The sequence below is a fragment of the Cupriavidus sp. GA3-3 genome (assembly GCF_000389805.1).
GTDB classification, from domain to species: Bacteria; Pseudomonadota; Gammaproteobacteria; order Burkholderiales; family Burkholderiaceae; genus Cupriavidus; species Cupriavidus necator_D.
Map to the genome: position 1 here is coordinate 91,580 of NZ_KB944498.1, position 23,458 is coordinate 115,037.

At 67.3% G+C, this 23,458-nt stretch carries 27 protein-coding genes and 1 tRNA gene; 13 read left to right on the forward strand and 15 right to left on the reverse strand.

The window, feature by feature from the left end; genetic code table 11:
- The first annotated feature begins 11 nt into the window (after window positions 1-11).
- The 7 genes from C265_RS23815 (at window position 12) to C265_RS23845 (ending at window position 4,642) form a co-directional block, all read left to right on the forward strand.
- The gene (locus C265_RS23815) at window positions 12-812 is read left to right on the forward strand and encodes a methyltransferase domain-containing protein (protein ID WP_010814333.1); all 801 of its coding nucleotides are present in this window, start codon (window positions 12-14) and stop codon (window positions 810-812) included.
- Window positions 813-883: 71 nt separating this feature from the next.
- Complete coding sequence (gene rnhA, locus C265_RS23820) at window positions 884-1,321, forward strand: ribonuclease HI (protein ID WP_010814334.1); 438 nt, start codon at window positions 884-886, stop codon at window positions 1,319-1,321.
- A 49-nt stretch (window positions 1,322-1,370) separates the two neighbouring features.
- On the forward strand, window positions 1,371-2,111 hold the full coding sequence (dnaQ, locus tag C265_RS23825; protein WP_011615667.1) for a DNA polymerase III subunit epsilon: 741 nt from the start codon (window positions 1,371-1,373) through the stop codon (window positions 2,109-2,111).
- A gap of 88 nt (window positions 2,112-2,199) precedes the next feature.
- A tRNA-Val gene (locus C265_RS23830) sits at window positions 2,200-2,274 on the forward strand.
- A gap of 274 nt (window positions 2,275-2,548) precedes the next feature.
- Window positions 2,549-3,253: a membrane protein gene (locus C265_RS23835; protein ID WP_010814336.1), complete on the forward strand. Its 705-nt coding sequence runs from the start codon at window positions 2,549-2,551 to the stop codon at window positions 3,251-3,253.
- A 1-nt stretch (window position 3,254) separates the two neighbouring features.
- Window positions 3,255-3,899 carry a hypothetical protein gene (locus C265_RS23840; protein WP_010814337.1) on the forward strand — a complete coding sequence of 215 codons (645 nt, stop codon included), beginning with the start codon at window positions 3,255-3,257 and terminating at the stop codon, window positions 3,897-3,899.
- 113 nt (window positions 3,900-4,012) lie between these two features.
- A complete protein-coding gene (locus tag C265_RS23845; protein WP_010814338.1) occupies window positions 4,013-4,642 on the forward strand; it encodes a hypothetical protein in 630 nt (209 codons plus the stop codon).
- Here C265_RS23845 and C265_RS23850 read toward each other — a convergent pair.
- A complete protein-coding gene (locus C265_RS23850) occupies window positions 4,639-5,244 on the reverse strand; it encodes a cysteine hydrolase family protein (protein WP_010814339.1) in 606 nt (201 codons plus the stop codon). The genes C265_RS23845 and C265_RS23850 overlap by 4 nt on opposite strands.
- Before the next feature lie 322 nt (window positions 5,245-5,566).
- On the opposite strand from C265_RS23850, the gene C265_RS23855 reads away from it, so the two are divergent.
- Complete coding sequence (locus C265_RS23855; protein ID WP_246840247.1) at window positions 5,567-7,567, forward strand: diguanylate cyclase domain-containing protein; 2,001 nt, start codon at window positions 5,567-5,569, stop codon at window positions 7,565-7,567.
- A 112-nt stretch (window positions 7,568-7,679) separates the two neighbouring features.
- Here the strand turns inward: C265_RS23855 and C265_RS23860 are convergent, their stop codons facing one another.
- The 6 genes from C265_RS23860 to C265_RS23885 all read right to left on the reverse strand — a co-directional run bounded on the left by C265_RS23860 (window position 7,680) and on the right by C265_RS23885 (window position 13,821).
- Window positions 7,680-9,407 carry an ABC transporter substrate-binding protein gene (locus C265_RS23860; protein WP_037025189.1) on the reverse strand — a complete coding sequence of 576 codons (1,728 nt, stop codon included), beginning with the start codon at window positions 9,405-9,407 and terminating at the stop codon, window positions 7,680-7,682.
- Window positions 9,408-9,527: 120 nt separating this feature from the next.
- Window positions 9,528-9,836 carry a DUF2160 domain-containing protein gene (locus C265_RS23865; RefSeq protein ID WP_010814342.1) on the reverse strand — a complete coding sequence of 103 codons (309 nt, stop codon included), beginning with the start codon at window positions 9,834-9,836 and terminating at the stop codon, window positions 9,528-9,530.
- Window positions 9,837-9,878: 42 nt separating this feature from the next.
- Window positions 9,879-10,709 (reverse strand): carbohydrate ABC transporter permease, encoded by an 831-nt coding sequence (locus tag C265_RS23870; protein ID WP_010814343.1) that lies wholly within the window; start codon window positions 10,707-10,709, stop codon window positions 9,879-9,881.
- A complete protein-coding gene (locus C265_RS23875; RefSeq protein WP_010814344.1) occupies window positions 10,702-11,586 on the reverse strand; it encodes a carbohydrate ABC transporter permease in 885 nt (294 codons plus the stop codon). The genes C265_RS23870 and C265_RS23875 overlap by 8 nt, the downstream gene beginning before the upstream one ends.
- Window positions 11,583-12,689, reverse strand: coding sequence for an ABC transporter ATP-binding protein (locus C265_RS23880; RefSeq protein ID WP_010814345.1), 1,107 nt, complete (start codon window positions 12,687-12,689; stop codon window positions 11,583-11,585). The genes C265_RS23875 and C265_RS23880 overlap by 4 nt, the downstream gene beginning before the upstream one ends.
- A 1-nt stretch (window position 12,690) precedes the next feature.
- On the reverse strand, window positions 12,691-13,821 hold the full coding sequence (locus C265_RS23885) for an ABC transporter ATP-binding protein (RefSeq protein ID WP_037025177.1): 1,131 nt from the start codon (window positions 13,819-13,821) through the stop codon (window positions 12,691-12,693).
- Between the two features lie 158 nt (window positions 13,822-13,979).
- On the opposite strand from C265_RS23885, the gene C265_RS23890 reads away from it, so the two are divergent.
- A complete protein-coding gene (locus tag C265_RS23890) occupies window positions 13,980-14,750 on the forward strand; it encodes a DeoR/GlpR family DNA-binding transcription regulator (protein ID WP_010814347.1) in 771 nt (256 codons plus the stop codon).
- Window positions 14,751-14,886: 136 nt separating this feature from the next.
- Here the strand turns inward: C265_RS23890 and purU are convergent, their stop codons facing one another.
- Both purU and C265_RS23900 read right to left on the reverse strand, forming a co-directional pair.
- Window positions 14,887-15,753 carry a formyltetrahydrofolate deformylase gene (purU, locus tag C265_RS23895; protein ID WP_010814348.1) on the reverse strand — a complete coding sequence of 289 codons (867 nt, stop codon included), beginning with the start codon at window positions 15,751-15,753 and terminating at the stop codon, window positions 14,887-14,889.
- 96 nt (window positions 15,754-15,849) lie between these two features.
- Window positions 15,850-16,749, reverse strand: coding sequence for an NUDIX hydrolase family protein (locus tag C265_RS23900; protein WP_037025178.1), 900 nt, complete (start codon window positions 16,747-16,749; stop codon window positions 15,850-15,852).
- Between the two features lie 56 nt (window positions 16,750-16,805).
- Between C265_RS23900 and glpK the strand changes: the two genes are divergently transcribed.
- The 4 genes from glpK (at window position 16,806) to C265_RS23920 (ending at window position 20,909) form a co-directional block, all read left to right on the forward strand.
- Window positions 16,806-18,377, forward strand: a complete 1,572-nt coding sequence (glpK, locus tag C265_RS23905) for a glycerol kinase GlpK (protein WP_010814350.1) — start codon at window positions 16,806-16,808, stop codon at window positions 18,375-18,377.
- 39 nt (window positions 18,378-18,416) lie between these two features.
- Window positions 18,417-20,021, forward strand: coding sequence for a glycerol-3-phosphate dehydrogenase/oxidase (locus C265_RS23910; RefSeq protein ID WP_010814351.1), 1,605 nt, complete (start codon window positions 18,417-18,419; stop codon window positions 20,019-20,021).
- A 63-nt stretch (window positions 20,022-20,084) separates the two neighbouring features.
- Window positions 20,085-20,462, forward strand: coding sequence for an MliC family protein (locus C265_RS23915; RefSeq protein ID WP_010814352.1), 378 nt, complete (start codon window positions 20,085-20,087; stop codon window positions 20,460-20,462).
- Window positions 20,463-20,531: 69 nt separating this feature from the next.
- Complete coding sequence (locus C265_RS23920; protein ID WP_010814353.1) at window positions 20,532-20,909, forward strand: hypothetical protein; 378 nt, start codon at window positions 20,532-20,534, stop codon at window positions 20,907-20,909.
- Between the two features lie 55 nt (window positions 20,910-20,964).
- Here the strand turns inward: C265_RS23920 and C265_RS23925 are convergent, their stop codons facing one another.
- The 6 genes from C265_RS23925 to C265_RS23950 form a co-directional block, all read right to left on the reverse strand.
- Window positions 20,965-21,246, reverse strand: coding sequence for a hypothetical protein (locus C265_RS23925; RefSeq protein ID WP_010814354.1), 282 nt, complete (start codon window positions 21,244-21,246; stop codon window positions 20,965-20,967).
- A gap of 77 nt (window positions 21,247-21,323) precedes the next feature.
- A complete protein-coding gene (locus C265_RS23930) occupies window positions 21,324-21,548 on the reverse strand; it encodes a hypothetical protein (RefSeq protein WP_010814355.1) in 225 nt (74 codons plus the stop codon).
- 113 nt (window positions 21,549-21,661) lie between these two features.
- A complete protein-coding gene (locus tag C265_RS23935) occupies window positions 21,662-22,084 on the reverse strand; it encodes a YXWGXW repeat-containing protein (RefSeq protein WP_010814356.1) in 423 nt (140 codons plus the stop codon).
- A gap of 117 nt (window positions 22,085-22,201) precedes the next feature.
- Window positions 22,202-22,405 carry a hypothetical protein gene (locus C265_RS23940; RefSeq protein WP_010814357.1) on the reverse strand — a complete coding sequence of 68 codons (204 nt, stop codon included), beginning with the start codon at window positions 22,403-22,405 and terminating at the stop codon, window positions 22,202-22,204.
- Window positions 22,406-22,472: 67 nt separating this feature from the next.
- Window positions 22,473-22,877 carry a lysozyme inhibitor LprI family protein gene (locus tag C265_RS23945; RefSeq protein ID WP_010814358.1) on the reverse strand — a complete coding sequence of 135 codons (405 nt, stop codon included), beginning with the start codon at window positions 22,875-22,877 and terminating at the stop codon, window positions 22,473-22,475.
- Between the two features lie 64 nt (window positions 22,878-22,941).
- Window positions 22,942-23,403 (reverse strand): CopD family protein, encoded by a 462-nt coding sequence (locus C265_RS23950; protein ID WP_010814359.1) that lies wholly within the window; start codon window positions 23,401-23,403, stop codon window positions 22,942-22,944.
- Window positions 23,404-23,458 lie beyond the last annotated feature (55 nt).

Sequence of the window (23,458 nt, forward strand, 5' to 3'; positions counted from 1 at the left end):
CGCATGCTCCTATGTCCAATCGTCCCAATCATCCGATTGTAAGCTGGGAAGACTGGCTGGCCTCGCCGCCCGGTGAGTACATGCTGCGCTGGGAGGCGCAGCAGTACGACCGGATCGTGACCGACATCTTCGGCTACCACGCCGTCCAGTTGGGCCTGCCCTTTATCGACACCCTGCGCGAGAACCGGATGCCGTTCTCGGCGCTGGCGCTGGACCCTTCCAGCGGACCGCACGGGCCGCGCGCCGCACATCCCGACGCGCGCCAGCTGCTGTGCCGCTTCGACGAGCTGCCGTTCGACACCCAGAGCATCGACCTGGTCACCCTGCCCCACATCCTGGAATTCGCCGAAGACCCGCACGAAGTGCTGCGCGAGGTCTCGCGGGTGCTGATGCCCGAGGGGCGCGTGGTGGTCACCTGCTTCAACCCGATGAGCCTGTGGGGCGCGCGCCAGGGCATGAACCGGCTCGGCGCCACGCCCTTCCTGCCGACGGACGCGCAGCAGATCGGCTTCGTGCGCATCAAGGACTGGCTCAAGCTGTTGGGCTTCGATATCATCCGCGGCCGCTTCGGCTGCTACTGCCCGCCCTACCGCACCGACCGCTGGCTGCAGCGCGCCGCCTTCATGGAAAAGGCCGGTGACCGCTGGTGGCCGATCTTCGGCGCGGTCTATATGATCTCGGCGATCAAGCGCGTGCGCAATATCCGCCTGGTCGGCCCGGCCTGGAAGAGCAAGCCGGCGCTGGCTCCGGTGTCATCGCCCGTGGCCACGCCTACCGGCACCCACGGCAAGACCCCCGGCGAAGAGCGCTGACGCGGTCCAGCGCCCTTCTCCTGCCCCCTTCAATGCGCCACCCGCCCGGCGGGTGGCCACCATGGAATCACATGCAAGAAGTCACGATCTACTCCGACGGCGCCTGCAAGGGCAATCCCGGCCGCGGCGGCTGGGGCGCGGTGCTCGTCGCCGGCACCAGCGAGAAAGAAATGTTCGGCGGCGAGCCCAACACTACCAACAACCGCATGGAAATGACCGCCGTGATCGAAGCATTGCGCGCGCTCAAGCGTCCCTGCGTCGTGCGTGTCTATACCGACTCGCAGTATGTCCAGAAGGGCATCAGCGAATGGCTGCCCGGCTGGAAGGCCCGGGGGTGGAAGACCGCCGACAAGAAGCCTGTCAAGAACGCCGACCTGTGGCAGGAACTGGACACCCTGGCGCAGCCGCACCAGATCTCCTGGCACTGGGTGCGCGGCCACAACGGCCACCCCGGCAATGAGCGCGCCGACGCGCTGGCCAACCGCGGCGTCGAATCGATCGGCCGCTGATCCCTCTCGCTAACAAGAAACCGCGGGGCGCCCGCGCCGCTCCGCTAGAATGCCCGCCATGCGACAAATCGTTCTCGACACCGAAACCACCGGCCTGAGTGCCGCCACCGGCGACCGCCTGATCGAAATCGGCTGCGTCGAGCTGATGAACCGCCGCCTGACGGGGCGCCACCTGCACTTCTACGTCAACCCGGAACGCGATATCGACGAGGGCGCGATCGCCGTGCACGGCATCACGGTCGAGTTCCTGGCCGACAAGCCCCGCTTTGCCGAAGTCGTCAACGACATCCGCGAGTTCATCCAGGATGCCGAGCTGATCATCCACAACGCGCCGTTCGACCTGGGCTTCCTCGACATGGAATTCCAGCTGCTGGGCCTGCCGCCGTTCCGCCAGCATGCCGGCAATGTGATCGACACCCTGCGCGAAGCCCGCCAGATGTTCCCCGGCAAGCGCAACTCGCTCGACGCCCTGTGCGACCGCCTGGGCATCAGCAACGCCCACCGCACGCTGCACGGCGCCCTGCTGGATGCCGAGCTGCTGGCCGAGGTCTACCTGGCCATGACGCGCGGCCAGGATTCGCTGGTGATCGACATGCACGACAGCACCGCAGGCCACGGCGGCGCGGTTGCCGCGGCCGACCTGTCGCGCCTGGCCCTGCCCGTGCTGCGCGCCACGGACGAAGAGCAGCAGGCCCATCTCGCCCTGCTCAAGGGCCTGGACAAGGCCAGCGGCGGCAAGACGGTGTGGCAGGAAGCCCCCGCGGCAGAACCCGGAAGCCTGGCCGCCTGACAAAAATCAAAAAAGGGCTTTACAAGATACAAGAACCTCTGCATAATCTCATTTCTCCGCTGCACGACGGCAACGACGGCGCAGTAAGGGGTGGTTAGCTCAGCGGTAGAGCACTGCCTTCACACGGCAGGGGTCACAGGTTCAATCCCTGTACCACCCACCAGACAAATGGCCAGCAACTGCCTAAGTTGCCAGGAAACCCAGACAGCGCAAGCTCTCTGGGTTTTTTGTTGCCCGGCGTTTGCCCACGTTTTCTACCCTCCCCCGGAAAACCGTGGTTCATCACGCCAATCAAGGAATGCTCGCCTGGCATATTTGCCGCTGGCGCGCATACTTGTCCACAGGACGACGGGCCAGGCAGGCACAGTCGCCCTCGCTCCCACGAGCACAGCCCCTATCGCCCATCCGATCATCGACGCAGCTTTCGGGAGTCCGCCATGCCCGATTCACCCAGGACGACGATCCATGCCGGCGCGACCGTGCCGCCGGAGGATGCTCAGACACGGGAGCCGGTGCTGGACGTCGTGGATCGCGTCTCCGAGATGTGCTTCGGCCTGTTCATGGCGCTCACTTTTGTCGGCGCGGTGTCGAGCGGCACGGGTGGCCCGGATGCCAGCCGCACCATGATGCATGCCGCGCTGGGCTGCAACCTGGCCTGGGGCATGGTGGACGCGGTCATGTTCCTGATCCGTACGCTGGCGAACCGCGGCCAGCGGATCTCCCTGGCACTTGCCGTCAGGAATGCTAACGACCAGGCCACGGCGATCGGCCTGATTCGCGATGCGCTGCCTCGCGCAACGAAGTCGCTGGTCACCGACAAGGAACTGGAAGCCATGCGGGCACGGCTTGCCGCCGCCCCGGCACTGCCGCCCCGCCCCCGCCTGAACATGGCCGACCTGATCGGTGCCGTGCACATCTTCTTTATCGTTGTACTGGCCACGTTTCCGGTCGCACTGCCGTTCGTACTGCTGGACGATGTCAAACTGGCGCTACTGATCTCGCGCGGGCTGACCCTGGCCATGCTGTTCGCCGCCGGGTGGGCGCTGGGCCACTATGCCGGCTTTGGCGGCTGGGTCACTGGCGCAGCCATGACTGCGCTGGGCGTGGTCATGACCATCGCCATTATCGCGCTGGGCGGCTGAGATGCGAGGCGCGATCCTGCTGCTTGCCGCCGCCCTTGGCGCGGGCACGGTCCAGGCACAGGAGCCGCCCCAGCCCGCGCCGGATGCCGCCGGGCAGGCGGCCGGCTCGCCCTGGACCTTCTCGGCAACAGGCTACTGGAACATGCCGCGCCAGAGCGGCGACTACCTCTCCGGCATCTTCATCGCCGAAAGGAAGCAGCTTCACCTCGAGGCAAGAAGCAACTACGAGGCAGTCCACTCGCAGTCAGCCTTCATCGGCTGGACCTTCTCGGGCGGCGAAACCATCCAGTTCAAGGCGACCCCCATCGTTGGCTTCGTGGGAGGCTCCACCCACGGCCTGATCGGCGGAATCGAGGCCAGCGTCGCAGTGAGCAAGTTCGACTACTACATCGAAGCCGAATACCTGGATGCGCGCGGCGAAGAGCCGGGCTATCTCTACGCCTGGAGCGAACTTGGCTTCCGCCCGGTCGAATGGCTGAGGCTGGGCCTGGTCGCGCAACGTACCCGGATCTACGGGGGAGGCCGCGAACTCCAGCGAGGCGGCTTTTTCCAGGTCACGGTGCGCAGGTTCACGGCGGGCTTCTACTGGTTCAACCCGGGCTCGACGGACCAGGTCGCGATCCTTTCGCTGGGCGTGAGCTTCTAGGCCCCAGCCACGTCGCGACGCAACCTTTCCGTTGCCGGCGACAAGGCTTATCTCATATCCGCCCACTCACTCGCCGGCTACCTTGACTGCTCCGACCTGCACCGGAGCACGACTTGCCGTCCCCCTGCCTCCCCACCGCGACCGAAACAGAACTCGCCCTGCCCTGGACCGGCCGCAACCCGGTCAGTGCCGGCTGGTTCGAGATGCGCCAGGCGCGCGTGCCGCGTGATGCGCTGCCGGTCTATGACGAAGACATGGATTGCATCATCGGCTACCACCGCAGCTTTGCCTCGGTGGCTTCCACCTATGACCTGACGGGCCGTGTCGTGGCGCTGGATGCATGCGTGGATGAAGCTGGCGCGGGGCGCGCACCGCTGCTGGTTGCCGGCACGCTGTGGCAGCCGCGTGTGCGCGGCATGACGCGCAGCGGCGCCGAGGGCGAAGGACTGGCGGCGCCCGCGGCGACGCTGGCGCGGCTGCGCGGGCGCTTCATCGCACTGGCTCGGCAGCCACTGCATTTCACGCTGGCCGCGCTGGCGGACATGCAGGAGCCGGAGCGGTTCGTGCCGCTGCATATCCTGCGGCTGGCGATGCGCTGCGGCACGCGCCTCGCTGCAGCAGCGGAAATGGCACGCTTTGTCGCGCCGATCACGAGGCGGGGCGTGCCGACCGCACTGGAATTGACGCTGCGCCCGCGCGACCATACCGTGCTGCGCGTGCGCACCTGGCCTGTCGCTGGTTAGCCGTGCCAGGCCCCTGCGTCCGCGACGACCGTGGCGAAGCGGTCGTTCAACGCGGCCAGCGTGCTGCGGTGGAGATCGGCCGCAGGCACGGCGGGCCCGCCCAGCGGGTCAGGCAGGTCGCGCGTGGCGCAGGCCGCGGCCACGACGGTGCTGCGATAGCCGTGGTCGAGCGCCGAGCGCACCGTGGCGCTTACGCACATATGCGTCTGGAAGCCGGCCACGATCAGCTCCTTGCGGCCGAGCCTGGCCAGTTCGTCGGCCAGGGTGGTGCCGGCGAAGCTGTTGGGCAAGCCCTTGGTGACGGTAATCTCACCGGCCTGCGGCCCCACCCCTTCAATGAAGGCGGCATACGGCCCGGTCGGATCGAACGCCATGCTACCCGGCCGGCCGTGGTGCGCGACATGGATTACCGGCGTGCCGTGGCGGCGCGCCAGCGCCAGCAGTTGCGCGCAGGCAGCCACGGCCGCGGGCATGCCGGCCAGCGGCAGGCGGCCGTCGACGTATTCGCGTTGATGGTCGATCAGGATCAGGACGGCGGCTTCCCAGGCGGAAGGGGTGCGGCTGGCGCCGGCCAGGTCGAGCAGCGTAGTCGGTGTAGTCATTGGCGTTTGGGCTGGAAAGGAATCAGGAACGGGCAATCAGGAACCGCGAGACGGGCCCGCCACATCGCGGGCCATCCCGCATGCTACTGCCAAGGCGGAATCGGTGCATGAGTGCGCGTGGCGATCTCGCCACCGGCCAGGCCCTTCCCTGTAGCGCGGCCGGCACGTTGCGCTGGCACCCTGGCGCGCTGTTGCAAACAGTTGCGAATTTCATCTTGACATCTGCTAATCTTGATTTCACGTCCCGGACAGGATCTCGGGTCGGCAACACAATGCGCCGGGACGAGGATACGGGTCAGTGCGCACAAGAAATAAGTCAATCATGCAGCACTCTTTGAAGTACCGGATGGCGTTCGCCACGGCGGGTGTGGTGACGCTGATCATCGTGCTGCGCGCGCTCTACGCGCAGTACTACGCCTACGACGGCCTGAAGAACTTGCAGCAGACGCAGCAGGACACGCTGGTCAAGATGGTGGCCGAGCAGCTCGATGAAAAGCTGCAGGGCCGCGCCACCGTCCTGCGGCGCGTGGCAAGCCAGCTCTCCCCCATGCTTTCGGCAAAGCCGGCCGAACTGCGCCGGGCCGTGGAGGGCATGGTGGAAATGCCCGAGACTTTCAACGCCGTCTTCCTGGCCGCGCCCGACGGGCACCTGGTGTTCAGCACCGCCGTGCCGGATGGCGTGCGCCTGCGCGTGGACGACCGCGACTATTTCCGCGATATCCAGCAGGGCCAGGCGTTCGCGGTGTCGGACCTGATCCAGGGCAAGCAGACCAATGCCCCCGGCGTAGTGCTGGCAGTGCCGCTGCACGGGCCGGGTGGCGAGCTGCGCGGCGTGGTCGGGGGCGTCCTGAACCTCTCGGACAGCAACTTCCTGCGCGAGCTTGCGCACAGCCGCGTGGGCACTACCGGCAGCTTCTGCCTGGTTTCCGCCGGCACCAATCCCCGCTATGCAATGCACCCGGACGCTGCCCGCGTGCTGAGCCCCGCACGCGCGATCGGCGAAGCCTGCGGCGCCGATCACGCCCCCGCCTTCCTGGAAGTCCTGACGCCGACGCAGCCGATCGTGGCGCGCCATCTGCTGGCATCCAACGGCTGGGAGTTGGTGGCGGTCCTGCCGGCAGCCGAAGCCTACGCGCCGCTGCTCGCGGTGCGCCAACGGACCCTGGTCATCGGCGCCATCACCATGCTGCTTGCCGCCGCGATGATGTGGCTGGTCATGCGCCGCCTGCTTGAACCGCTGCAGCGGCTGCACCGCGCCGTGCGCCAGATCGGCACCAACCCGGCCGCGGTGGCGGACCTGCCCGTCGGCCGCGCCGACGAGATCGGCGAACTGGCCGCGACCTTCGCCGAGGTGGTGGCGCAGCTGTCGGAGCGCGAAGCCGCGCTGAAAGCGGCCAAGGACCGCGCCGCCGAAAGCGAGAAGCGCATCGAGGCGATCGCCAACCATGTGCCGGACTTTGTCTCGTTCATCGACATGCAGCAGCGCTACGTCTTCGTCAACCAGGCCTATGCGCAGCGCTATGGCGTGCCGGCGCAGCAGATCGTGGGGCTGTCGCTGCGCGAACTGTGGGGCACGCAGGAATACCTGGCCTGCCAGCCGTACCTGGAGCAGGCCTGCGCCGGGCGCGCGGTGACGTTCACCCGTGAAAGCGCTGATGGCACCGAATGCATGGAGATCACCTGCCAGCCGGCCTGGAACGATGTGCAGGATACCGTCATCGGCCTGCACATGTTCGGGCGCAATGTCACCCATGAGCGCGAAAAACTGCGCAGCCTGGAAGCGCAGACCATCTCCGACTACCTCACCGGCCTGCTCAACCGCAAGGGTTTCGACCGGCGCCTGGCCGAATGCATGGCCCGCGCCAGCGCCGACGGGCGCTCGCTGGCGCTGCTGCTGGTGGACCTGGACGACTTCAAGGGCGTCAACGACAGCTTTGGCCATCCGGTGGGCGACGAGTTGCTGGTCGCCTTTGCGCAGCGGCTGCGCGCCTGCGTGCGCAAGGGCGACGCGGTCGCGCGCATCGGCGGCGATGAGTTTGCGGTAATCCTGGACGGCGTTGCCGACCGCCAGGCCATGGCATCCATCGCCAACACCATAGTGCAGGCCGCGCGCATGCCCTTCGTGATCGATGGCCACACGCTGGCGGCCTCGGCCAGCGTCGGCTCGGCCATCCATGACGCGCGCCATGCCATGACCGCGAGCGAGCTGTTCATGCACGCCGACATAGCGCTGTATGAGGCCAAGCGGCATGGGAAGGCGCGTTATGCGGTGCAGTCAGTGGCGGACGAGCCCCACTCGGAAACATCGGACTTGGCCACGTAGAGAGCGAGCGCCGAAGTCAGGGCCGAATGACCTGTTGAGTGCCCCCTCTCCCGCAAGCGGGAGAGGGGAGCAAACCAGCGGCATTCATTCATTGCCGGCAGCCTCAAACGCCTCAGCGCACCTTCCCTTCCTTCCACGCCTGCAGCAGCTTGTCGTAAGGAATGGTCTCGCCCTTCGGCTTTTCGTTGGCCAGCTTCTGCCACGGCGCATGGTCGTTCGACAGCCACTTGCCCGGGTCTCCCTTCGGGTTGAGCCTGGGCGCGCAGTTGCTCATGCCGGCGCGTTGCAGCCGCGCCATGACCTGGTCCATCTCTTCGGCCAGCGTGTCCATGGCGGCTTGCGGCGTCTTCTCGCCGGTCACCGCGGTGGCCACGTTCTTCCACCACAGCTGGGCCAGCTTCGGATAGTCGGGGACGTTGGTGCCGGTCGGCGTCCACGCCACGCGCGCGGGGCTGCGGTAGAACTCGATCAGCCCACCGTACTTGGCCGCGTTCCTGGTCAGGTAGTCGTGGTGGATGTCGCTGTCGCGGATAAAGGTCAGCCCGGTCAGCGACTTCTTCAGCGAGACCGTCTTGGATGTCACGAACTGCGCATACAGCCAGGCGCCCGCCAGCTTGTTGGGATCGGTGTTCTTGAAGAAGGTCCAGGAGCCCACGTCCTGGTAGCCGTTCTGCATGCCCTGCTTCCAGTACGGGCCGTACGGCGACGGCGCCATGCGCCACTTGGGCGAGCCGTCGGCGTTGACCACCGGCAGGCCCTTCTTGGTCATGTCCGCGGTGAAGGCGGTGTACCAGAAGATCTGCTGCGCCACCTGGCCTTGCGCGGGGACCGGGCCGGCCTCGGAGAAGGTCATGCCCATCGCCTGCGGCGGCGCGTACTTCTTCATCCAGTCGATGTACTTGGTCAGCGCATAGACCGCCGCCGGGCTGTTGGTGGCACCGCCGCGCGACACCGAGGCGCCGACCGGCGTGCACTTGTCCTCGGCCACGCGGATGCCCCACTCGTCCACCGGCATGCCGTTGGGAAGGCCCTTGTCGGCGGTGCCGGCCATCGACAGCCAGGCGTCGGTGAAGCGCCAGCCCAGCGACGGATCCTTCTTGCCGTAGTCCATGTGCCCGTAGACCTTCTTGCCGTCGAGCTCCTTCACGTCGTTGGTGAAGAAGTTGGCGATGTCCTCATAGGCTGACCAGTTGGTCGGCACACCCAGGTCGTAGCCGTACTTGGCCTTGAACTTGTCCTGCAGGTCCTTGCGCGCGAACCAGTCGGCGCGGAACCAGTACAGGTTGGCAAACTGCTGGTCGGGCAGCTGGTACAGCTTGCCGTCCGGCGCGGTGGTGAACTTGGTGCCGATAAAGTCCTTCACATCCAGCCCGGGGTTGGTCCACTCCTTGCCGGCGCCGTTCATATAGTCGGTCAGCGGCAAGATCGAGCCGTAGCGGTAGTGCGTGCCGATCAGGTCCGAGTCAGAGATCCAGCCGTCGTAGATCGACTTGCCGGACTGCATTGAGGTCTGCAGCTTCTCGACCACATCGCCTTCCTGGATCAGGTCGTGCTTGACCTTGATGCCGGTAATCTCCTCGAACGCCTTGGCCAGCGTCTTGGACTCGTACTCGTGCGTGGTAATGGTTTCGGACACGACGCTGATCTGCGTGACCCCCCTGGCCTTGAGCTTGGCGGCGGCGTCGATGAACCACTTCATTTCGGCCTGCTGCTTGTCCTTGGCCAGCGACGAGGGCTGGAATTCATTGTCGATCCACTTCTTGGCCTCAGCCTCGCCCGCCGAGGCGGACCCACAAGCCAGCGCAGCCGCGCAGGCAAGGGCTGACATCCCCAACTTCACGTGCACTTTCATCAGTGTCTCCTCAAGATTTCCCCTCCCCGGCTGTGGTCGTGGTGGCGGCCCCGGGGCAGGGATAAGCCGCAAACCTTCCATCCAACCCTGATGCCTGCGAATAAACGGCTAGCCCTTGCGCATGATCAGCGCCAGCACCAGCATCGATACCCCGAAGCTGATCCAGACCGACGGCTCTTCGGGCAGCGACAGCCAAGCGGTGACTTTCTCGCCCAGTCCCACCCACGCCAGGTTGACCCAGGCGGCGCACATCAGCCCGATAAACAAGCGGTCGCCACGCGTGGTCGCGATCGGCAGGAAGCCCTTGCGCAGCACCGACGGCGCGCGTATTTCCCAGATAGTCATGGTGATCAGCATGACTACGATGCAGCCGAAGAACACCGCCACCGGTATCGTCCAGACCATCCAGCTCAGCATTGCGCCGTCTCCTTGTGTTGTGATCAGGGTTGCGCCGCGCGCTTACACGCGACCCATCGCGAAGCCCTTCGCGATGTAATGCCGCACGAACCAGATCACGATGCCGCCGGGCACGATGGTCAGCACGCCGGCCGCGGCCAGCACGCCCCAGTCCATGCCCGATGCCGACACCGTGCGCGTCATGGTGGCGACGATGGGCTTGGCATTGACCGAGGTCAGCGTGCGCGCCAGCAGCAGCTCGACCCAGCTGAACATGAAGCAGAAGAACGCCGCCACGCCCACGCCGGCCTTGATCAGCGGCAGGAAGATGGTCAGGAAGAAGCGCGGGAACGAGTAGCCGTCGACATACGCGGTCTCGTCGATCTCGCGCGGCACGCCCGACATGAAGCCCTCCAGGATCCACACCGCCAGCGGCACGTTGAAGACCAGGTGCGCCAGCGCCACGCCCAGGTGGGTATCCATCAGCCCGATGGTGCTGTAGAGCTGGAAGAACGGCAGCAGGAACACCGCGGGCGGCGTCATGCGGTTGGTCAGCAGCCAGAAGAACACATGCTTGTCGCCGATGAACTGGTAGCGCGAAAAGGCATAGGCGGCCGGCAACGCCACGCTGATCGAGATCACCGTGTTCATCGCCACGTAGATCATCGAGTTGACGTAGCCCGAATACCAGGACGGGTCGGTGAAGATGGTCTTGTAATGCTGCAGCGTGAATTCCGCGGGCCACAGCGACAGCGTGGAGACGATCTCCTCGTTGGTCTTGAACGACATGTTCACCATCCAGTAGATCGGCACGATGGCGAACAGCAGGTAGACCAGCAGGAAGCCGGCGCGCCACCAGGTGGCGCGGTTGGCGGGGGGGCGTATCTCAGCCATGGGGCATGTCCTCGCTGCCGGCGGTGCCCGCGCGCTGCATCCAGTTATAGAGGATGAAGCACATGAGCAGGATGATCAGGAAATAGACGATGGAAAACGCTGCCGCCGGGCCCAGGTCGAACTGGCCCACGGCCTTCTGCGTCAGGTACTGCGACAGGAAGGTGGTGGCGTTGCCGGGGCCGCCGCCGGTCAGCACGAACGGCTCGGTATAGATCATGAAGCTGTCCATGAAGCGCAGCAGCACCGCGATCATCAGCACGCCGCGCAGCTTGGGCAGCTGGATATAGCGGAACACCGCCAGGCGCGAGGCGCCGTCGATCTGCGCGGCCTGGTAGTAGGCGTCGGGGATGGCGCGCAGTCCGGCGTAGCACAGCAGCGCCACCAGCGGCGTCCAGTGCCAGACGTCCATCACCAGCACCGTGACCCAGGCATCGAAAGCGCTGCCGGTGTAGTTGTAGTCGAACCCCAACGCCTCGAGAGCGGCACCGAGCAGGCCGATATCGGTGCGCCCGAAGATCTGCCAGATGGTGCCGACCACGTTCCACGGGATCAGCAGCGACAGCGCGATGATCACCAGCACCGTCGATGCCTTCCAGCCCCTGGCCGGCATCGACAGCGCCAGCAGGATGCCGAGCGGGATCTCCACCAGCAGCACCGCCAGCGAGAAGCCCAGCTGGCGCAGCAGCGCGTCGTGCAGCTCGCCATCGCGCAACACGGTGCGGAACCATTCGGTGCCGACAAAGACGCGCCGCTCGGGCGAGATGATGTCCTGCACCGAATAGTTGACGATGGTCATCAGCGGCAGGATCGCGGAGAACGCCACGCACACCACCACCGGCAACACCAGCAGCCAGGCCTTCTGGTTGACGGGCTTCATGGCACCAGTTCCTCGTTGACGTAGTAGCAGGTATGGCGGTTGAACACCGACAGCCAGGCCGTGTCGCCCAGGCGCAGATCGGCCGCCTCGATACCCAGCCGCGCGCGCAGCGTACCGGCCAGTGCGCCCGCCTCCTGCACTCCGCCGGTCAGCAGCCAGTAAGTGCCGATGTCCTGCGCGCGCTCGACCCGCACCGGCACCGCCTGCGCGTCGCTCTCCGGCGCCAGGCGCAGGTACTCGGGCCGCACGCCGATGCGGAAGCTGCCGGCCTCGCGCAGCGCCGCTTCAACTGACGGCGACAACTCCGGCATGTAGCGGCGACCCGCCAGCTCGATCGCGCCGTCGCGCCACTGCCCGGTCAGGAAATTCATGCCCGGCGAGCCGATGAAATGCCCGACGAAGGTATGCGCGGGACGCTCGAACAGCGCATCCGCCGGCCCCACCTGCACCGCCTTGCCGCGCGACATCACCACCACCTGGTCGGCAAAGGTCAGCGCCTCGGTCTGGTCGTGCGTCACGTAGATCAGCGTCAGGCGGAATTCGTGGTGGATTTCCTTGAGCTTGCGCCGCAGCTGCCATTTGAGCTGCGGGTCGATCACCGTCAGCGGCTCGTCGAAGAGGATGGCCGACACGTCCTGGCGCACCAGCCCGCGCCCCAGCGAGATCTTCTGCTTGGCGTCCGCGGCCAGGCCGCTGGCGCGGCGATCGAGCGTGGCCGACAGGTCCAGCATCTCGGCCACGCGCCCTACCCGCTCGCGCACCTGGGCTTCCGGCACGCCGCGGTTGCGCAGCGGGAAGGCCAGGTTCTCGCCGACGGTCATGGTGTCGTAGATCACCGGGAACTGGAACACCTGGGCGATATTGCGCGCCTGCGGCGTGGCGGCGGTCACGTCGCGGCCATCGAAGGCGATGGTGCCGTGCGAGGGCCGCAGCAGCCCGGAAATGCAGTTCAGCAGCGTGGTCTTGCCGCAGCCGGACGGGCCCAGCAGCGCATAGGCGCCGCCGTCTTCGAACGTGAATTGCAGCGGCAGCAGCGCGTAGTCCTCGTCGGTACGCGGATTTGGCACATAGGAGTGCGCCAGGTCCAGGTCGATGCGCGCCATCTCAGGCCCCTGCCCCGGCAGCCGCGGCCGCGCCGCCGGGCACGTCCGCCGCCAGCCCGCCCGGCCGGCGCGGCGCATGGATGCGGCGCCCGTCGGCGTCGAACAGATAGATCTGCTCGGGCAGCAGGTGCAGTGACACGGGCTCGCCCAGCGCCAGGTCGAGCACGCCGGCGAACTGCGCCACCAGGTTGCCCACCGGGGTATCGGCGTGGACGAAGGTGTCCGAGCCGGACAGCTCGGCCAGCGCCACGCGCCCCGGCACCGCCACCGCGCCCGGCTCACCGGCCAGGCGCAATGCCGACGCGCGTACCCCCACCGTGACCGGGCCGTCGTGCCCGCCCGCGCCGGGCACCGGCACTGAGATGTCGCCGGCCAGCGTGACCCGGCCGCCCTGCAGCCGGCCCTCGACCAGGTTCATCGGCGGATCGTTGAAAGCGCGCGCCACGCGCAGCGAATCGGGGTAGTGGAAGACCTGGGGCGTGGGGCCGTACTGCAGCAGTTCGCCGGCGTCCAGCACCGCGGTATGGCCGCCCAGCAGCAGCGCTTCGCCGGGCTCGGTGGTGGCATAGACCACGGTGGCGTCGCCATGCGCGAACAGCTGCGCCAGTTCCTCGCGCAGTTCTTCGCGCAGCTTGTAGTCAAGGTTGACCAGCGGCTCGTCCAGCAGCATCAGCGGCGCCTCCTTGGCCAGCGCACGCGCCAGTGCCACGCGCTGCTGCTGCCCGCCGGAGAGCTCGGACGGATAGCGGTCCAGCAGGTGGTCGATATGCAGCCGCCCGGCCAGCTCGCGCACGCGCGCGGCAATCTCTGCGGCCGGCGCCTTGCGCAGCAGCCGCAGCGGCGAGGCGATGTTGTCGAAAACCTTGAGCGACGGGTAGTTGATGAACTGCTGGTAGACCATCGATACATTGCGCTCGCGCACCGGCATGCCGGTCACGTCTTGGCCGTCGACCAGCACGCGGCCGGCGCTGGGCCGGTCCAGCCCGGCCATCAGCCGCATCAGCGAGGTCTTGCCCGCCTGCGTCGCGCCCAGCAGGATGGTCACCGCGCCCGGAACCGGCGCGAGCGTCATCGGAAAGAGATACGCCTGCGAACCTGCCTGCTGTGCGACGCCTTCCAAACGTAGCTGCATCCGGTCTCCATGTTCGATATGCTTCCCGCAGCACAGCTTTGGCGCGCGATGCAGGCACAAAAGTCTTGGCTTGACGTTCGTTTTAGCAACAAAACGAACGCAAAACAATAGTGCACTGCATCATTTGTTTTCGTTTCTGTTTGAACTAGAATCCCGGCATGACCCTGAATCCCCGCCAGACGGCCCTGCTCGAAGAAGTCCGCACCCAGGGCTTTGCCTCCATCGACGAACTTGCGCGCAAATTCGGCGTCACGCTCCAGACGGTGCGCCGCGATGTCAACCTGCTGGCCGGGAACGGCATGCTGGCGCGCTTCCATGGCGGGGTGCGGGTGGAGGGCTCCACCACCGAGAACATCGCCTACCGGCAGCGGCAGGTGCTCAACGCCGAGGGCAAGGCGCGCATCGCGCGCGCGGTGGCCGCTGCGGTGCCCGAGGGCTGCTCGCTGATCCTGAACATCGGCACCACGGTGGAAGAGATAGCGCGCGAACTGATGCACCACCGCGGGCTGCGCGTGATCACCAACAACCTGAACGTGGCCAATATCCTTGCCGACAACCCCGATTGCGAGGTCATCGTCGCCGGCGGCGTGCTGCGCTCACGCGACCGCGGCATCGTGGGCGAGGCCACGGTGGAGTTCATCCGCCAGTTCAAGGTGGATATCGGGCTGATCGGCATCTCGGGCATCGAGACCGACGGCACGCTGCGCGACTACGATTTCCGCGAGGTCAAGGTGGCGCGGACCATCATCGAGCATTCACGCGAGGTGTGGCTGGCGGCGGACGCCAGCAAGTTCAATCGCCAGGCGATGGTGGAGCTGGCGCATGTGTCGCAGGTCGACCGGCTCTTTACCGACGAGCCGCTGGCAGCGCCGTTCGACCAGATCGTGGCCGACAGTGGGGTGAAGTGTGTGGTGGCGGAGCGAGAGTGAGCGCGCCGGGGACCGGCTTGACGCTGCCTTGCTGGCGGTGATGCCCGGCGCCTCGCTCTTGCGACAGGCCAGCCCTCTCCCCCGGCCCCTCTCCCGCAAGCGGGAGAGGGGAGAACACCGAGGGTCGGGCAGAGAATTACTTGAACACCACGGTCTTGTGGCCGTTCAGCAGGATACGGTGTTCGGCATGCCACTTGACCGCGCGCGCCAGTGCCACGCATTCCACGTCGCGGCCGACGGCGGTCAGTTGCTCCGGGTCCATGCTGTGGTCCACGCGCTCGATCTCCTGCTCGATGATCGGGCCTTCGTCCAGGTCGGCGGTGACGTAGTGCGCGGTCGCGCCGATCAGCTTCACGCCGCGCTCATGCGCCTGGTAGTACGGCTTGGCGCCCTTGAAGCTGGGCAGGAACGAGTGGTGGATATTGATCGCGCGGCCGGCCAGCTTGCGGCACAGGTCATCGGACAGCACCTGCATGTAGCGCGCCAGCACCACCAGGTCGATCTTCTGCTCCTGCACCACGTCGAACACGCGCGCTTCCTGCGCTGCCTTCTGCTCGGCCGAGGCGTTCATCAGCGGCAGGTGGAAGAACGGCACGTCATACGATGCCGCCAGCTGGTAGAAGTCGCGGTGGTTCGAGACGATGGCCGCGATCTCGACCGGCAGGCCGCCCACCTTGGCGCGGAACAGCAGGTCGTTCAGGCAGTGGCCGATCTTGGACACCATGATCATCACGCGCGGCTTGACCGCGGCGTCGTTCAGCTCCCACTGCATGCCGAACTGGTCGCCCACCGGCGCGAACGCGGCCTTCAGCGTGTCCAGGTCCGGGCCGCCGGCGGCCGGCGTGAAATGCACGCGCATGAAGAAGCGGCCGGCGTACTCGTCACCGTACTGGTCGGAATCGACGATATTGCAGCCGTGCTGGAACAGCAGGCCCGAGACGGCATGGACGATGCCCGGCTGGTCGGGGCACGAGAGGGTCAGGATGAATCCGGTGTTGCTCATGGTGTGTTGTTCTGTCGGAGTGGCGCGGCGCAAGGCCGGAAAAATCAGGTCAGCGCGGTCGGCAAGACCGGCACAGGCGGAACCCGCGGCGACGGCTCAGGCGCGATGGTCAGGACCGAGCCAGCCGCGCCGCCCAAGGGCATCCAGCGTCACCAGTGTCGCATCAACCGTCATGGCGCCGGCCGACATGATAGCAAGCAATGCGGCCACATCGACGCGCCGGTGCTCGCTGACCTCGCCATCCTGGTTGCGCGGCGTGAAGCCGGGCGGCAGCAGCAGGTCGTAGACGTAGACCTGCTCCCACTGTACGCCTTCGGGCAGGTCGCGCAGCACCTCGATCATGCCGTGGGCCTGCGCGCCCTGCGCCAGCGCGGGCGGGATGCCGGATTCTTCCTCGCATTCGCGCACCAGCGTCGCCAGCGGATCGCTGCCGTGCGGCATGCCGCCGGCGACCAGGTTGTCCCACATGCCGGGGTCGACCGACTTGGCCGGGCTGCGCCGCGAGATCCACAGGGCGGGACCGCCGTCGACATCGCCATCCACAATGCCGTTCATGTGCGAGGCAAAGGTCAGCAGCCCGAGAAAGCGCGCCGCCGCGCGCTCCACCACGGTAAGTGCGGGCGCGTCCAGCGCAGGGGTGACCGCGAACAGTTCGTCACGCCAGCCGCGCACATGGCCGGCATCGGCCAGCTGGCGGGCCAGCGCCTGCAGCGCGGCGCTGCGCGCGTCGAAGTCATTGCGCCCGGGCAGCAGTTCTGCCGCCGTGGTGCCATCGGCCAGGCGCTCGTCCGGGCCGAGGATGGCGCCCATGCCGCGCAAGATTGCCGCATGGGCACGCGGCAGCCAGCCAACCTGCTGGCCTGCCGCCATCAGGCGCAGCTTGGCGGCGGCGTCGAAGCCGCTGCGCGCCGCCAGCGAGGCGGCGATCTGCGCGGCGGGATCGGCGGCGAAGTTGCCCGCGGCGTCCGCGGGTGGCAAGGAAGACGTTTCAGCCATCAGGAATCCATGCGCCGGCCGGGCCGGCGTGCTTTGTCATTGTCAGGATTGAACGCATGAACCAGCCAGCCGCGCAGGCCCAGCGCCCTGCATCGTCCCAGCTTCCCACCGAGCCGCAATATGTGCTGGCGCTCGACCAGGGCACCAGCAGCTCGCGGGCCATCCTGTTCGACCATGCCGGCAATGTGGTGCGGCTCGCGCAGCGCGAGTTCCGCCAATATTACCCACATCCCGGCCATGTCGAGCACGACCCCTACGAGATCTGGCAATCGCAGCTGGCGGTGGCGCACGCGGTGCTGTCCGATGCCGGCATCTCGGCCGCGCAGGTGCGCGCCATCGGCATCACCAACCAGCGCGAGACCACTGTGCTGTGGGACCGCAAGACCGGCGAGCCGGTCGGGCGCGCGCTGGTCTGGCAGGACCGCCGCACCGCGCCCATGTGCGAGGCGCTGCAGGCCGCCGGCCACGGCGAGCTGTTCCGCGACAAGACCGGCCTGATCATCGATGCCTACTTCTCCGGCACCAAGCTGCGCTGGATGCTCGACAACATCGAAGGCGCGCGCGAACGCGCCCAGCGCGGCGAGCTGGCCTTCGGCACCGTCGACAGCTGGCTGATCTGGCAGTTGACCGACGGCGCGCGCCATGTCACCGATGTGTCAAATGCCTCGCGCACCATGCTGTTCAATATCCACAACTTCGAGTGGGACGATGCGCTGCTGGCGCTGCTGGACATCCCGCACGCGCTGCTGCCCGAGGTGGTGGCGTCCAGCGGCGAGGTGGCGCGCACCTCGGCGCGGCTGTTCGGCATGCAGATCCCCATTGCCGGCATCGCCGGCGACCAGCAGGCCGCCACCTTCGGCCAGGCCTGCCTGTCGCCGGGCATGGCCAAGAACACCTACGGCACCGGCTGCTTCCTGCTGATGAATACCGGCTCGCAGCCGGTCACGTCGCACAACCGGCTGCTGACCACGATCGGCTGGCAGATCCGCGGCCAGACGCAATATTGCCTGGAAGGCGGCGTGTTCATGGGCGGCGCCACCATCCAGTGGCTGCGCGACGGCCTCAAGATCATCAATAGCGCTCCCGAGATCGAGCCGCTGGCGCGCCAGTGCGACGACACCGGCGGCGTGGTGCTGGTGCCCGCCTTTGCCGGCCTGGGCGCGCCGCACTGGGACCCGTTTGCACGCGGCACGCTGGTTGGCATGACGCGCGGCACCGGCCGGCCGCAGATCGCGCGCGCGGCGCTGGAATCGATCGCGCTGCAGAGCGTCGACGTGCTGGAAGCCATGCAGAAGGATGCCGGCATCTCGCTGGCCGAACTGCGCGTGGACGGTGGCGCCTCGCGCAGCGACCTGCTGATGCAGATGCAGGCCGACCTGCTCGGCACCCCGGTGGTCCGCCCGCGCGTGACCGAAACCACCGCGCTGGGCGCCGCCTACTTGGCGGGACTTGCCACCGGTTACTGGAGCGATCCGGCGGAGATCGCGCAGCAATGGCAGGTGGAGCGGCGCTTTGAGCCGAACCTGTCGGCTGACGCGCGCGGCCACCGGCTGGCGCGCTGGCATCGCGCAGTCGACCGCGCGCGCGACTGGGCGCGCGAGGACGAAGCCAGCGGCAGCCACGCCTGAGCGCCGGCCCACCCCGAACACACCCCCAAGAAAAGCGTCATGCAGAGAGTCTCCACCCCGATCCAGCCCCCCGACCGCGCCGCCCTGCTCGCCACCCTGGAGCGCGAGCCGCGCTGGGATGTGATCGTCATCGGCGGCGGCGCCACCGGCCTGGGCACCGCAGTCGACGCCGCCTCGCGCGGCTACCGCACGCTGCTGGTCGAAGCCGCGGATTTTGCCAAGGGCACCTCCAGCAAGGCCACCAAGCTGGTGCATGGCGGCGTGCGCTACCTGGCCCAGGGCAATATCAGCCTGGTGCGCGAGGCCCTGCACGAGCGCGGCCTGCTGGCGCGCAACGCGCCGCACCTGGTGTGGCCGCTGGGCTTCGTGGTGCCGGCCTACCAGCTGTTCGACCAGCCCTTCTACGGCATCGGCCTCAAGGTCTACGACATGCTGGCCGGCGACCTCAACCTGGCCGGCAGCCGCTGGCTGAACCACCGCGAGGTGCTAGCCGCGGCGCCCAACCTGGCCGAGCACGTCGGCGGGCGTCCGCTGCGCGGCGGCAACCTGTATTTCGACGGCCAGTTCGACGATGCGCGGCTGGCGGTGGCGCTGATGCGCACGCTGTTCGACGTGGGCGGCACCGCGCTCAACTACATGCGCGTGACGGGCCTGAGCCAGCAAGGCGGCGTGATCAGCGGCGTGACCGTGCAGGATGTGCTGGGCGACGCCACCTTCCACCTGCGCGCCGACTGCGTGATCAACGCCACCGGCGTGTGGGTCGATGCGATCCGGCAGATGGAAGACGGCCACGCGCGCGCCATGGTCGCGCCCAGCCAGGGCGTGCACCTGACGCTGCCGCGCAGCTTCCTGCCGGGCGAGCGCGCCATCCTGATCCCCAAGACCGACGACGGCCGGGTGCTGTTCGTGGTGCCCTGGAACGGCCACACCATCGTCGGCACCACCGACACCCCGCGCCGCGACCTGCCGCTGGAACCAGACGCCGGCGCCGACGACGTCGACTTCATCCTGGAAACCGCGTCGCGCTACCTCGCCAGGGACCCGACCCGCGCCGACGTCACCAGTGTCTGGGCCGGCCTGCGGCCGCTGGTGCGGGCCACCGGCGAGGCCTCTACCGCGTCGCTGTCGCGCGAGCATACGATCCTGGTGTCCAAGGCCGGGCTGATCACCGTCACCGGCGGCAAGTGGACCACTTACCGCAAGATGGCTGAAGACGTGATCGAGACCGCGATCCAGCGCCAGATGGTGCGCGCGGCCCCGTGCGTGACCGCCGAGCTGCCCCTGCACGGCGCGGCGGGGCTGCCGGCCGGGCTGCCGCCGCCGGATTCAGGCTCGCCGGACCGCTACTACGGCAATGAGCTGGACCTGCTGCGCGCGCTGCCCGGATATGACCGCATGCTGGCACCGGCGTCAGGCCTGACCGAAGCGCACGTGCGCTTTGCGGCCCGGCACGAACTGGCGCGCCGGGTCGAGGACGTGCTGGCCCGCCGCAACCGCGCGCTGTTCCTGGACGCGCGCGCCGCCGTGGACGCCGCGCCGGCCGTGGCCGCTATCCTGGCCGAGGAACTCGGCGAGGACGAGGCCTGGCAGGCGCGCGAAATCGAGAGTTTCCGCACGCTCGCCGCCGGCTACATGCTCGGCTGACCCGGACGCCGGCGCCGCCCCTCTCAACTGGCTGACAATCCACCCATCGACCAAGGCAAAGCCATGACCACTCGCCCGATCCTGTCCTGCGCCCGCGCCGTGGCCCTGCTCGCAACCCTCGGCGCATGCGCCGCGGCACACGCCGCCCGTGCGCCCGGCATCGACGGCGTGCGCTTCCCGGACGTGCGCGCCGTGCGCTACCAGTGCGACGGCGGCAAGACGCTTTCCGTGCGCTATTTCAACAGTCCGGACAACCAGGCGGCGGTGTTCCGCATCGATGGCAAGCCCGTGCTGGCGGTCAGCACCGTGTCGGCCTCCGGCGCGCGCTATGTCGGCGGCCGCTACGAATGGTGGACCAAGGGCGAGGAAGGCACGCTGCGCGACCTGATGCAGGCCGAAAACGCCGCGCCGGCGCTGGCCAACTGCCAGGCAAAGCCCTAAGCGCCACGTCAACGTTTGAGGTGGCGGCGTTCCGGGCGATAATGCGGGGATTGAATCAGGGAGAACACCATGGACGAGATTGAAGATCTGTCCGATCTGCCGATGCCCCGCTTTATCTGGGGCTTCGCCGTTATCGCAGGCAAAGGCGGCGAGGTCATGCACGACGAGTTCGAGTATCTGACCCATACCCGCAGCCCGCGCTTCACCTGCCGCGTGGTCGAGCTAGAAGACATGCCGGCGGAAAGCGAGGAAGACGCCATCGATGGCCGCATCGTCCATGAAGACGATCCGAGCCGGATGTTCTATATCACCGATGCCGGCATGGCGCTGGTCAATTTCCAGCTGTTCGACAAGATGCCGGACAAGCAGAAATTCAAGCGCATCTGCGACGAAGCCATCGCCAACTGGATGCTGCGCCGCGAATTCCTTGACGAAGAAGAGGACTGACCCGCTCGCGACCTGATGGGGTCAGGCAGGTGGCCGCGGGCGCGGCCACCATATTTCAGCTCTGGCCCTGCTCCGGCGGCAACGCGCCCGCCAGCAGCTCATTGAGCAGCCCGGTCATGCCACCCGGGTGATCCACGGCAAGCGCTTGCAGGCGCTTGACCAGCGTGCCGTCCAGCTTGCACGCAAAGGGCACCAGACCTTGCTCCTGGTCCAGCCGGCGCTGTTCGCGCCGGTCCGGGCGCGCAGCGCCGCCGGGAATACCCCGGCCCGCCGAAGCCTGCTTCAGGCTGTTGGCGATCTTCAGGCCCTTGTTTTTTTCCAGGTCCGTTTTCTTCACGGCATTATCCGAAAGTCTGTAGAGGCCGGTATTGTACGCACTCGCGGCACCCACCGGCCGCAACGCGACCGGCGCCGCTATTCGTTGCCGACTTCGATCAGTTCGGCAGCCACGCGCTGGATTTCCGCATAGACAGGAATGGCCTCCATCGGCCCGGTGCAGCCCACGGCCGTGGCCTGGCTGGCATCGGCGCCAGGCGGCAGGAACACAAAGGCCATGCCGGGCTGCCAGCCGGGATGCTTGCGCAGGCTGTCATTGAGGATGTCGAGATACTGCGCGCGCGTGAAAACGTGCTTTGCCATTGCTACCTCCGGTATCCGCCGCCGATGTGCCGCGTGGGCGCGGCTGTCATGGCGGCGATCGTAGCATGGCAAGGCCACCCGGCGTCACCGTGCTGCGCCCGGTGGCCGGCACCTCAGCACTCGCCCTTCTTGGCGTGGCCGGGTGGGCAGTGATAGCCCTTGTCCTTGTGGCCCTTATCCTTCTGCCCCTTGTCCTTGTACCCGCCCTGGTCCCAGCGACCCGGCACCAGCACCCAGCCGTCGCGCGACTGGATCCAGCGCGGCGACTCATAGATATAGCCGGGGCGTTCACGTTCCCAGCGCCCCTTCTTCCAGGCGTGCTTGTGGTGGTGATCATCCCAGTCCCAGTAGCCCGGCATCCAGACATAGCCGGAGCGCGGTGCGGGCACGACCTCGTAGATCGGGGCCGGCGGTGGTACGCCGATGGCAATATTGACCGACACCTGGGCCATCGACGCCGCACTGAACGTCAGGCCGGAACCCAGCAGGGCCGCCAGCAGGAGGACCTTGGCCGGCCGGAGCGCGCGATGTGTCATGGGAGTCCTTTCTTGTGGAGGAACATGCCCACAGTCTAGCGCGCACCGATCCCGGCGCAATGTAAGAAACGGTATCCGTTGATCACAAAGATGCCGGCGCGCAACACTGGCCCCAGCCTAGTGGTCTTCGGCCATCGCCTTGAGCTGGGCCTCGCCCGCTACCCGCGCGGCATCCGAGGTGGTGAAGGTGTCGTCCGAGACGATGGCGCGCCGGATCTGCTGCGCGCCAAAGTCCACCAGCGCGATGACCCACACATAGCGCCCCGCCTGGGGCGCGGTTTGCACAAAAGCCTTAAGGTTGTTCCGTGATTCACTTGCCATGATCCATCTCCTGGTGAGACGTGCCGCTGCACAGGTGTCTGGGAACTCTAGCACATGGCTCGCCCGCTCACCGGGCGGCGGCCTCGGTGGCGAAGTCACGCAATTCGCGCACCCGCGCGGCGCTCATGCGGGCCATGCAGGTCGCTCCGGCCACGCGCGCGGCCGTGCCGCCGGCCGGATTGGCCACATAGGCGCAATTGGCCTGGCGGAATTCCAGCCAGGCACGCTGCGCCACCCGCAACTGGCCGGTGCGCGGCGCTTCCAGCCGCCGCAGCAAGCCTTGATAGGCGCTGTTCAGCGCCACGTCCTGGACCCGTGTTTCGACCGCAGCGCAGCCGAGGATGTCGGCAGTCGAGATGGCCTTGGCCATGCAGCGTTCATATTCAGCGCTCAGGCCATTGCCTTGCTCGGCGCGGGCCGGTGCGCCCGCCATTGCAAGGCCAAGGACGGCAAGACATGCGATGACGCGCATAACGGCTCTCCCATTGCCAGGTGGTGACGCGATGATTCAGGGCCATGCCGGGGCATCGGGCCGCTCAGGCCAGCCAGCGCCCCAGCGTGGCCACGGCGATATTGACCAGCCCGAGCACCAGGTTGGTCCCCACCGCCTGCCGGATGCGGTTCAGCGCGGCACCGGCGGCCGGCCAGTCCTGGGCATCCACGGCCCGGCCCAGCACGCGATACGGCCCAAACCACACGTAGCAGAAAATCACCGTCATGACGAGGCCGACGCCCATCATCAGGTGCCAGTTGCGTGGGGCAGCGGACATGCCCACTGCCGCCATCATCGCCGCACCGCTCAGCAGGATCGCGATCACCGCCGCCCATACCCACGGGAAGAAGCGGGCAAACACGCCGCGCCAGAGCCGCAGCCGCGGCGGCGGTTCCAGCACGGTGCCGGCCACCGGCCGCAGGCACAGGTAGGCGAAGAACATGCCGCCCACCCAGACGGCAACGCCGGCAACGTGCAGGAAGCGGAAAAGCGGGTCGGCAATCATGGCGGCATGCGGCGGCGAGGCGCGCGTTGGGGACGATGGACCCATTCTAAGTGTT

Excerpts from the sequence above, each read along its gene's own strand:
- C265_RS23915 (WP_010814352.1), top strand. The coding sequence starts at position 20,085 with ATGACCACTCGCCCGATCCTGTCCTGCGCCCGCGCCGTGGCCCTGCTC.
- C265_RS23885 (WP_037025177.1), bottom strand. The coding sequence starts at position 13,821 with ATGCAGCTACGTTTGGAAGGCGTCGCACAGCAGGCAGGTTCGCAGGCG.
- C265_RS23815 (WP_010814333.1), top strand. The coding sequence starts at position 12 with ATGTCCAATCGTCCCAATCATCCGATTGTAAGCTGGGAAGACTGGCTG.
- C265_RS23940 (WP_010814357.1), bottom strand. The coding sequence starts at position 22,405 with ATGGCAAGTGAATCACGGAACAACCTTAAGGCTTTTGTGCAAACCGCG.
- C265_RS23835 (WP_010814336.1), top strand. The coding sequence starts at position 2,549 with ATGCCCGATTCACCCAGGACGACGATCCATGCCGGCGCGACCGTGCCG.
- glpK (WP_010814350.1), top strand. The coding sequence starts at position 16,806 with ATGAACCAGCCAGCCGCGCAGGCCCAGCGCCCTGCATCGTCCCAGCTT.
- C265_RS23875 (WP_010814344.1), bottom strand. The coding sequence starts at position 11,586 with ATGAAGCCCGTCAACCAGAAGGCCTGGCTGCTGGTGTTGCCGGTGGTG.
- C265_RS23840 (WP_010814337.1), top strand. The coding sequence starts at position 3,255 with ATGCGAGGCGCGATCCTGCTGCTTGCCGCCGCCCTTGGCGCGGGCACG.
- rnhA (WP_010814334.1), top strand. The coding sequence starts at position 884 with ATGCAAGAAGTCACGATCTACTCCGACGGCGCCTGCAAGGGCAATCCC.
- C265_RS23890 (WP_010814347.1), top strand. The coding sequence starts at position 13,980 with ATGACCCTGAATCCCCGCCAGACGGCCCTGCTCGAAGAAGTCCGCACC.
- C265_RS23945 (WP_010814358.1), bottom strand. The coding sequence starts at position 22,877 with ATGCGCGTCATCGCATGTCTTGCCGTCCTTGGCCTTGCAATGGCGGGC.
- purU (WP_010814348.1), bottom strand. The coding sequence starts at position 15,753 with ATGAGCAACACCGGATTCATCCTGACCCTCTCGTGCCCCGACCAGCCG.
- C265_RS23920 (WP_010814353.1), top strand. The coding sequence starts at position 20,532 with ATGGACGAGATTGAAGATCTGTCCGATCTGCCGATGCCCCGCTTTATC.
- C265_RS23910 (WP_010814351.1), top strand. The coding sequence starts at position 18,417 with ATGCAGAGAGTCTCCACCCCGATCCAGCCCCCCGACCGCGCCGCCCTG.
- C265_RS23850 (WP_010814339.1), bottom strand. The coding sequence starts at position 5,244 with ATGACTACACCGACTACGCTGCTCGACCTGGCCGGCGCCAGCCGCACC.
- C265_RS23870 (WP_010814343.1), bottom strand. The coding sequence starts at position 10,709 with ATGGCTGAGATACGCCCCCCCGCCAACCGCGCCACCTGGTGGCGCGCC.
- C265_RS23900 (WP_037025178.1), bottom strand. The coding sequence starts at position 16,749 with ATGGCTGAAACGTCTTCCTTGCCACCCGCGGACGCCGCGGGCAACTTC.
- C265_RS23880 (WP_010814345.1), bottom strand. The coding sequence starts at position 12,689 with ATGGCGCGCATCGACCTGGACCTGGCGCACTCCTATGTGCCAAATCCG.
- C265_RS23950 (WP_010814359.1), bottom strand. The coding sequence starts at position 23,403 with ATGATTGCCGACCCGCTTTTCCGCTTCCTGCACGTTGCCGGCGTTGCC.
- C265_RS23865 (WP_010814342.1), bottom strand. The coding sequence starts at position 9,836 with ATGCTGAGCTGGATGGTCTGGACGATACCGGTGGCGGTGTTCTTCGGC.
- C265_RS23935 (WP_010814356.1), bottom strand. The coding sequence starts at position 22,084 with ATGACACATCGCGCGCTCCGGCCGGCCAAGGTCCTCCTGCTGGCGGCC.
- dnaQ (WP_011615667.1), top strand. The coding sequence starts at position 1,371 with ATGCCCGCCATGCGACAAATCGTTCTCGACACCGAAACCACCGGCCTG.
- C265_RS23855 (WP_246840247.1), top strand. The coding sequence starts at position 5,567 with ATGCAGCACTCTTTGAAGTACCGGATGGCGTTCGCCACGGCGGGTGTG.
- C265_RS23930 (WP_010814355.1), bottom strand. The coding sequence starts at position 21,548 with ATGGCAAAGCACGTTTTCACGCGCGCGCAGTATCTCGACATCCTCAAT.